Raw genomic sequence first — 463 nt, 5'->3', positions numbered from 1 at the left:
GCGATATGTGATTAAAGATGGGATACAACCTACACATCGAAAGACCAAACGAAGTTGAGATCACTGACTCCGAATGGGAATCAGCCATTGAGAGCATCCCGACCCTTCGACTCGCGACATCCGACGTCATAGGTCAGAACCCGAATGACGGACTTTCAATCACGATCAAAAAGAAGGATCTGGATGTTGAGCTACTTTACGAAACGAAAGGATTCCTAGGCTCCGGGAAGAAGAAAGAATGGATTTACACATTCAGCTTCGACGGAGGAACAGCGACCTTTTCACCACCAGTCGACGTCGAAAGCAAAGAAGATCCAGTAATGATTGCGGCAAGACAATTGGCGACCAAACTCGAAGCAAAGATTGTTGGAGACGAAGGCGAGGAGTATGAATAAAAACTACACATATCAAGTCGTCGCTCACAACTCCGAGGGCTGCGCCCTCTCCGCGTGAGGACTCAGCG

The 463-nt window shown here is 48.4% G+C and carries 1 protein-coding gene; it reads left to right on the top strand.

Annotated features, from left to right (window positions below; genetic code table 11):
* The first annotated feature begins 17 nt into the window (after positions 1-17).
* Positions 18-395, top strand: coding sequence for a hypothetical protein (locus tag QEH57_RS24800; protein WP_309009499.1), 378 nt, complete (start codon positions 18-20; stop codon positions 393-395).
* The last annotated feature ends 68 nt before the right edge of the window (positions 396-463 follow it).

The organism is Pelagicoccus sp. SDUM812005 (assembly GCF_031127875.1).
Classification (GTDB): Bacteria; Verrucomicrobiota; Verrucomicrobiia; order Opitutales; family Opitutaceae; genus Pelagicoccus.
The sequence above is the reverse complement of the archived record's forward strand: the minus strand, read 5'-3'. Positions and strand labels throughout refer to the sequence as shown.

What these genes read in the sequence shown, in the direction of transcription:
- QEH57_RS24800 (WP_309009499.1), top strand. Translation starts at nt 18, where the DNA reads ATGGGATACAACCTACACATCGAAAGACCAAACGAAGTTGAGATCACT.